Source organism: Microbacterium sp. K35, assembly GCF_004794375.1.
GTDB lineage: Bacteria > Actinomycetota > Actinomycetes > Actinomycetales > Microbacteriaceae > Microbacterium > Microbacterium sufflavum.
Genome location: NZ_SSDM01000120.1, coordinates 1 through 6,552, shown reverse-complemented (window position 1 = coordinate 6,552; position 6,552 = coordinate 1). Strand labels below are relative to the sequence as shown.

Genomic DNA, 6,552 nt, shown 5'->3' with positions numbered 1-6,552 from the left:
GCACCGCCGGCTCGGGGCGCCCCGCGGCGCCAGGCGTGACATAGGGCGATCGCGAGAGCGTCCGCGGCGTCCGCCGGCTGCGGCGGCGCATCCAGACGCAGGATGCGGGCGATCATCGCCTGCACCTGCCTCTTGTCGGCGGAGCCGTAGCCCGTGACGGCCGCCTTGACCTCGCTCGGCGTGTGGGTCGCCGCGGGAAGCCCTGACTCGGCGGCGATGAGGAGCGCGACCCCGCTCGCCTGCGCCGTGCCCATCACCGTGTGGCTGTTCTGTTGCGCGAAGACGCGCTCGACCGCGACCGCGTCAGGGCGGTGCTGGGCGATCGCCTCGCGGATCCCGGCGGCGACGACCGCGAGTCGCTCACCGATCGGCGCATCGATCGCCGAGCGGATCACACCGACGTGCACGAGGGTGCCCCTGCGGGCCCGATCGACGTCGACGATCCCGACACCGCAGCGGGTGAGTCCCGGGTCGATGCCCAGCACGCGGATGGTCGACGTCACCGTCCCAGGCTAGGCGCGGAACGTGCCGATCGAGGTCAGCCGCGCCTACGCGTCGTCGTTCTCGAGCTCCGCCTGGACCTCGGCCGACAGGTCGAAGTTGCTGAAGACGTTCTGCACGTCCTCGCTGTCCTCCAGCGCGTCGATCAGTCGGAACACCTTGCGGGCCGTGTCGGCGTCGATCTCGACCTTGAGGTTCGGCACGAACTCGACGTCGGCCGACTCGTACTCGATGCCCGCCTCCTGCAGCGCACTGCGCACGGCGACCAGGTCGCTCGCCTCGGTGATGACCTCGAAGCCCTCGGCGTGCGGCTCGATCTCCTCGGCCCCCGCCTCGAGCGCGGCCATCATCACGTCGTCCTCGGTCGTGCCCTCCGACCCGACCACGATGACGCCCTTGCGACTGAAGTTGTACGCGACGCTGCCGGGGTCGGCGAGCGTGCCCCCGTTGCGGCTCAGCGCGGTGCGCACCTCGGCGGCGGCACGGTTCTTGTTGTCGGTCAGACACTCGATCATGAGCGCCACACCGTTGGGGCCGTACCCCTCGTACATGATCGAGGTGTACTCGACGGCCTCGCCGCCGATGCCCGCACCGCGCTTGATCGCCCGGTCGATGTTGTCCTTCGGGACGGAGGTCTTCTTGGCCTTGAGGACCGCGTCGAACAGGGTCGGGTTGCCCTGCAGGTCGGCGCCGCCGAGCTTGGCCGCGACCTCGATGTTCTTGATGAGCTTGGCCCAGGACTTGGCACGGCGCGCGTCGATGACGGCCTTCTTGTGCTTGGTCGTGGCCCACTTGGAATGCCCGGACATAAGTCTCCGCTCGTCGTCAGGGCCCCGGCGCGTGTCCAGGGCGTCGTCCATTCTAAAGGAACACCGCGGAACACCCGGCGGCACAGTGCCTTGTCGGGGCGCTGCGGCGGTGGGAGACTGACCGCATGGGCGACCGGGAGCGTGCTCTCGACGCCGCTCACCGTCGAGCCGAGGCGTTCCTGGGCACCCTCGACGATCGACCGGTGTGGCCGCGCGCGAGCCTCGACGAGATGCTGCAGGTGTTCGGCACGCCTCTCCCGGAGCGGGCGGAGGACCCCGCGGTCGTTGTCGAGGACATCGCGGCGAAGGCCGAGCCCGGACTCGTGGCCATCCCCGGTGGACGGTTCTTCGGGTTCGTGATCGGCGGCACTCATCCGGCCGCTCTCGCCGCGGACTGGCTCGTGTCCGCGTGGGATCAGAACTCCGGCTCCTCCCTGCTCACCCCGGCGACCGTCGCGATGGAGCGGGTGGCAGGACAGTGGCTGCTCGAGCTGCTCGGCCTCCCGTCCGCGAGCAGCGTCGGCTTCGTCACGGGCGGTCAGCTCGCGAACTTCACCTGCCTCGCGTCCGCACGGAACGCCGTGCTCGCGCGGGCGGGGTGGGACCTCGCCGAACGAGGACTGCGCTCCGCGCCGCCGGTGCGGTTCGTGGTGGGTGCCGATCGTCATGGATCGATCGACCGCGCGGCACGGTTCCTCGGGATCGGTCGCGCCGAGGTCGACGTGGTGGATGCCGACGCGCAGGGCAGGATGCACCCCGCCGAGCTCGAGCGCGTCCTTGAAGGCGGATCCGGCCCGCTCATCGTGTGCCTGCAGGCGGGAGAGGTCCATACCGGAGCGTTCGACGATTTCCGCGCGCTGATCGCGATCGCACGCCGACACGGCGCCTGGGTGCACGTGGACGGCGCCTTCGGTCTGTGGGCGGCCGCCTCCCCCGCGCTGCGACATCTGACCGCCGGCATGGAGGACGCGGACTCCTGGGCGACCGACGCACACAAGACGCTGAACGTGCCGTACGACTGCGGCATGGCGATCGTCCGCGATCCCGCCGATTCGATCGCGGCGTTCCGCACCGGCGGCGACTACCTCGTCTACTCCGGCCTCGACCCGTGGGATGTGACGCCGGAGCTGTCGCGCCGCGCCCGCGGGGTGCCGGCGTACGCGGCGCTGCGCAGCCTCGGGCGTTCCGGGGTCGCCGATCTCGTCGACCGCCTCCACGACAACGCCGTGCGCATGGCCTCCGGCCTGCGCGGGCTCGACGCGATCGAGGTGATCAACGACGTCGACTACACCCAGGTGATGTTCCGGCTCGACACGGACCAAGCGACCCGCGAGCTCGGTGCCGCGATCCTGGTCGACGGCACGGCCGTCGTCACCGGAGCGGAATGGCGGGGGCGAGCCGCGCTGCGCTGCTCGATGTCGTCGTGGGCGACGACCGCGGACGACATCGACCGCACGGTGCACGCCATCCGCACCCTTCTCCCCTGACCCGACTCGCCCGCCTGCTACGGTCGAGGCCGTCGTTGATCGCGCGCGAGAGGAGCAGGGTGTGACCGCAGGAGCCGACCGCCTCCGCCCCGCGTGGACCTCACTGCCCGAGAGCCTCCGCGCCGCGGCGCTGGACGTGATCGGCGGAGAGTACATCTCCGACGCCCCCGCGCACGGCGGCTTCAGCGCCACGTAGGCGGGCACCGTGGTCACGACCGGCGGTCGGGCTTTCGTGAAGGCCGCGGGCGCGGACTGGCACGCCGACTCGATGCGCCTGCTCCGCCAGGAGATCGTCACGCTGTCGACCCTCCCTTCGGGCGTCGCGCCCCGAGTGCTGGGGACGGTGCAGGACGACATCGGTGCCGTGCTGGTCGTCGAGGCGATCGACGGCCGCCATCCGGGGCGCCCGTGGACAGCGGATGACCTGCACGCGGTGGCGGACGCCCTCGCCGTCGTCGGCACCACGCCGGCACCGAGAACCCTGACGGCCGCGGACGAGAGCATGGTCCCGGGTTTCACGCGCTGGCAGGAGATCGCCGCCACCCCCGACCTCCGCGGCGCTCTGCCCCCGCCGGTCCGGGATTCGCTGCCCCGTCTGCGTGAACTGGAGGCGGAGTTCGCGGGGGCCGTGCGCGGAGATGTCCTCGTCCACGACGACGTCCGGGCCGACAACATCCTCATCGCCGACGGTCGCGCCCACCTGCTCGACTGGCCGCATGCGCGCCGCGGGGCCGCATGGGTTGACCTCCCCTGCGTGCTGCCGAGCATCGAGGCGAGCGGCGGACCGACCTGCACGCAGGCCTACCCGGTGTTCGAGGAGCACGGCGCTCCCCCTCCGAGGGACCTGCTGCCGGTCATCGCGGGCTTCGCCTCGTACCTCTGGGCCGAACAGAGCAGGCCGGAGATTCCGCAGCTCCCCGGCTTGCGCGCCTTCCAGCGGGCGCAAGCCGGTCCCGCGCTGCGGTGGCTGGCCGCCCTGGTGTGACGACGCCTCCGGCGGTCAGGCGGCGGCGACGGAGTGGCCGCCTTCGACGCGGGCGAGGAAGCGCTCGTGGAAGCGGGTCTCGCCGGAGATCTCCGGGTGGAAGCTCAGGCCCAGCAGCGCTCCCTGCTCCACCGCCACCACGCGGCCGTCCGGTAGCGCCGCGAGCGGGGTCGCACGAGGACCGATCGACTCGACGACCGGTCCGCGGATGAACGCCGCCGACACCGGCGGTGCACCGAAGGCCGCCACGTCGAGCTGCGCCTCGAACGACTCCACCTGACGGCCGAACGCGTTCCGCCTGACCACCGCGTCGAGCCCTCCGAACGACTGCTGGCCCTCGATCGCGTCGACGACCGTGTCGGCCAGCATGATCAGCCCCGCGCACGTGCCGAGCACCGGGAGCCCGGCGGCGATCGCGTCGCGGATCGGCTCCTGCATCCCGAACGTGCGCGACAGCTTGTCGATCACGGTGGACTCGCCACCCGGGATCACCAGGCCGTTCACGGCGGCCAGCTCCTCCGGGCGCCGGACGAGCTCCACCTGGGCGCCGAGACGGGTGAGCAGGGCGGCGTGCTCGCGCACATCGCCCTGCAGCGCGAGCACGCCGACCCGCGGGCTACCAGCCACGCTCGGCGAGCCGGTGCGGCGCCGGCAGGTCGCTGACGTTGATGCCGACCATCGCCTCGCCGAGCCCGCGGGACACCTCGGCGATCACCTTCGGGTCGTCGAAGAACGTCGTGGCCTTCACGATCGCCTTCGCGCGCTCGGCGGGGTTGCCCGACTTGAAGATGCCGGAGCCGACGAACACGCCGTCCGCCCCGAGCTGCATCATCATCGCGGCGTCCGCGGGGGTCGCGACGCCGCCGGCCACGAACAGCACGACGGGGAGCGTGCCCGTCTCGGCGATCTCGGCGACCAGCTCGTACGGCGCCTGCAGCTCCTTCGCGGCGACGAACAGCTCGTCCTTCGGGAGAGCCGTGAGCGCAGCGATCTCCCCGCGGATCTTGCGGATGTGCTTCATCGCCTCGGACACGTCGCCCGTTCCGGCCTCGCCCTTCGAGCGGATCATCGCCGCCCCCTCGTTGATGCGTCGCAGCGCTTCGCCGAGGTTCGTGGCGCCGCACACGAAGGGCACCGTGAAGCCGAACTTGTCGATGTGGTTCACGTAGTCGGCCGGCGAGAGCACCTCGGACTCGTCGATGTAGTCGACACCGAGCTCCTGCAGCACCTGCGCCTCGACGAAGTGACCGATGCGCGCCTTCGCCATCACCGGGATCGACACGGCATCGATGATGCTGTCGATCATGTCCGGGTCGCTCATGCGCGAGACGCCGCCCTGCGCGCGGATGTCGGCCGGCACGCGCTCGAGCGCCATGACGGCGACGGCGCCCGCGTCCTCGGCGATCTTCGCCTGCTCGGCGGTCACGACGTCCATGATGACGCCGCCCTTGAGCATCTCGGCGAGACCGCGCTTGACGCGCGACGATCCGGTGGTGTTCTGCTCGGACATGGGGAGCTCCTGTCGGATGATCCGTAATCGGGTTTGATCTAGATCAAACGTAGCACTGTCCGATCCCACCTAGAATCGCGGAGGAGGATCATGAGCGACCGGATCACAGGCAGCACCGCGGCGGAGATCGCCGACAGCGTGCGCGCCCTGCGCGACCGCGGGATCCTGCTTCCCGGAGCCCTCCTCCCGCCGGTGCGCGAGCTCGCCGCCACCCTGGGCGTCAACCGCAACACCGCCGTCGCCGCGTACCGCCAGCTCGCCCAGGCGGGACTCGTCCTGTCGCGCGGACGCGCCGGCACCACGGTCGCGGGGATCGAGGCCGTGGCACAGGAGGGCTACGCGGCCGACACCGTGCTCCGCGACATCGGCACCGGCAACCCCGACCCCGCACGCATCCCCGACCCGTCGGCCGCGCTGATGACGATCGCGAGCCGTCCCGTGCTCTACGGCGAACCCGTGATCGACCCGGGGCTGGAGGAGTGGGCGCGCCGGTGGATGGCGGCCGACCTCCCGGACGCGGACTTCCGGATCACCGTGACGAGCGGAGCGGTCGATGCGGTGGAGCGCCTGCTCGCCCAAGCGCTCATGCGCGACGACGCCGTGGCGCTCGAGGATCCGTGCTTCCTCGCCAGCATCCACACGGTGCGGCTCGGCGGCTATCGGGCCGTCCCGGTCCCCGTCGACGACCAGGGCATGACGGTCGACGGACTACGGGCGGCTCTCGACGCCGGCGTGCGGGCCGTGATCTGCACACCGCGGGCGCAGAACCCCACCGGCGTGGGTCTCACGGCCCAGCGCGCCGCCGAGCTGCGCGGTGTCCTCGCCGATCACCCGTACGTCCTGATCATCGAGGACGACCACTTCTCGCTGCTGTCGCAGCGCCCGTACGAGTCCTTGATCAGCGAGGACCATCGGCGCTTCGCCCTCGTGCGCTCGGTGTCGAAGTTCCTCGGACCCGACATGTGCCTCGCGATCGCGGCGACCGACCCCGACACCGCGGAACGTCTCGCGATGCGACTCAGCCCGGGCACCACCTGGGTGAGCCACCTGCTGCAGCGCCTCGCCCTGGCACAGCTGACCGACGAGGATGCGATGACCACCGTCGCGACCGCCGGTGCGCACTACGCGGAGCGCAACGCCGCGTTCGCGGCGCGCCTGCGCGCGCACGGCATCGCCGCCGCCGCGCCAGACGGGCTGAGCCTCTGGGTGCGACTCCCCCGGCCCGCGCGCGAGGTCGCCGAGCACCTGATGCGGCGGGGG

General features: G+C 71.6%; 8 protein-coding genes. 4 read left to right on the top strand and 4 right to left on the bottom strand.

Annotated elements, in window-relative coordinates:
- Both ruvC and DW299_RS03680 read right to left on the bottom strand, forming a co-directional pair.
- Positions 1-503, bottom strand: a 503-nt coding sequence (gene ruvC / locus DW299_RS03685) for a crossover junction endodeoxyribonuclease RuvC (protein ID WP_136035727.1), incomplete at its 3' end; no start/stop codon positions are given.
- A 45-nt stretch (positions 504-548) separates the two neighbouring features.
- On the bottom strand, positions 549-1,310 hold the full coding sequence (locus tag DW299_RS03680; RefSeq protein ID WP_136033632.1) for a YebC/PmpR family DNA-binding transcriptional regulator: 762 nt from the start codon (positions 1,308-1,310) through the stop codon (positions 549-551).
- Between the two features lie 125 nt (positions 1,311-1,435).
- Between DW299_RS03680 and DW299_RS03675 the strand changes: the two genes are divergently transcribed.
- The 3 genes from DW299_RS03675 to DW299_RS03670 all read left to right on the top strand — a co-directional run bounded on the left by DW299_RS03675 (position 1,436) and on the right by DW299_RS03670 (position 3,782).
- Positions 1,436-2,797, top strand: a complete 1,362-nt coding sequence (locus DW299_RS03675; RefSeq protein ID WP_136035725.1) for a pyridoxal phosphate-dependent decarboxylase family protein — start codon at positions 1,436-1,438, stop codon at positions 2,795-2,797.
- 61 nt (positions 2,798-2,858) lie between these two features.
- Complete coding sequence (locus tag DW299_RS19605) at positions 2,859-2,993, top strand: hypothetical protein (protein WP_275090575.1); 135 nt, start codon at positions 2,859-2,861, stop codon at positions 2,991-2,993.
- Positions 2,994-3,002: 9 nt separating this feature from the next.
- On the top strand, positions 3,003-3,782 hold the full coding sequence (locus DW299_RS03670; RefSeq protein WP_240745309.1) for a phosphotransferase: 780 nt from the start codon (positions 3,003-3,005) through the stop codon (positions 3,780-3,782).
- A 15-nt stretch (positions 3,783-3,797) separates the two neighbouring features.
- Here the strand turns inward: DW299_RS03670 and pdxT are convergent, their stop codons facing one another.
- Entirely contained in the window at positions 3,798-4,409 is a 612-nt protein-coding gene (gene pdxT / locus DW299_RS03665) for a pyridoxal 5'-phosphate synthase glutaminase subunit PdxT (RefSeq protein WP_136033626.1), read from the bottom strand.
- Entirely contained in the window at positions 4,399-5,292 is an 894-nt protein-coding gene (gene pdxS, locus DW299_RS03660; RefSeq protein ID WP_136033624.1) for a pyridoxal 5'-phosphate synthase lyase subunit PdxS, read from the bottom strand. Before pdxS ends, pdxT begins: the two co-directional genes overlap by 11 nt.
- Before the next feature lie 90 nt (positions 5,293-5,382).
- Between pdxS and DW299_RS03655 the strand changes: the two genes are divergently transcribed.
- On the top strand, positions 5,383-6,552 hold a 1,170-nt coding region (locus DW299_RS03655; RefSeq protein ID WP_168443070.1), incomplete at its 3' end, for an aminotransferase class I/II-fold pyridoxal phosphate-dependent enzyme.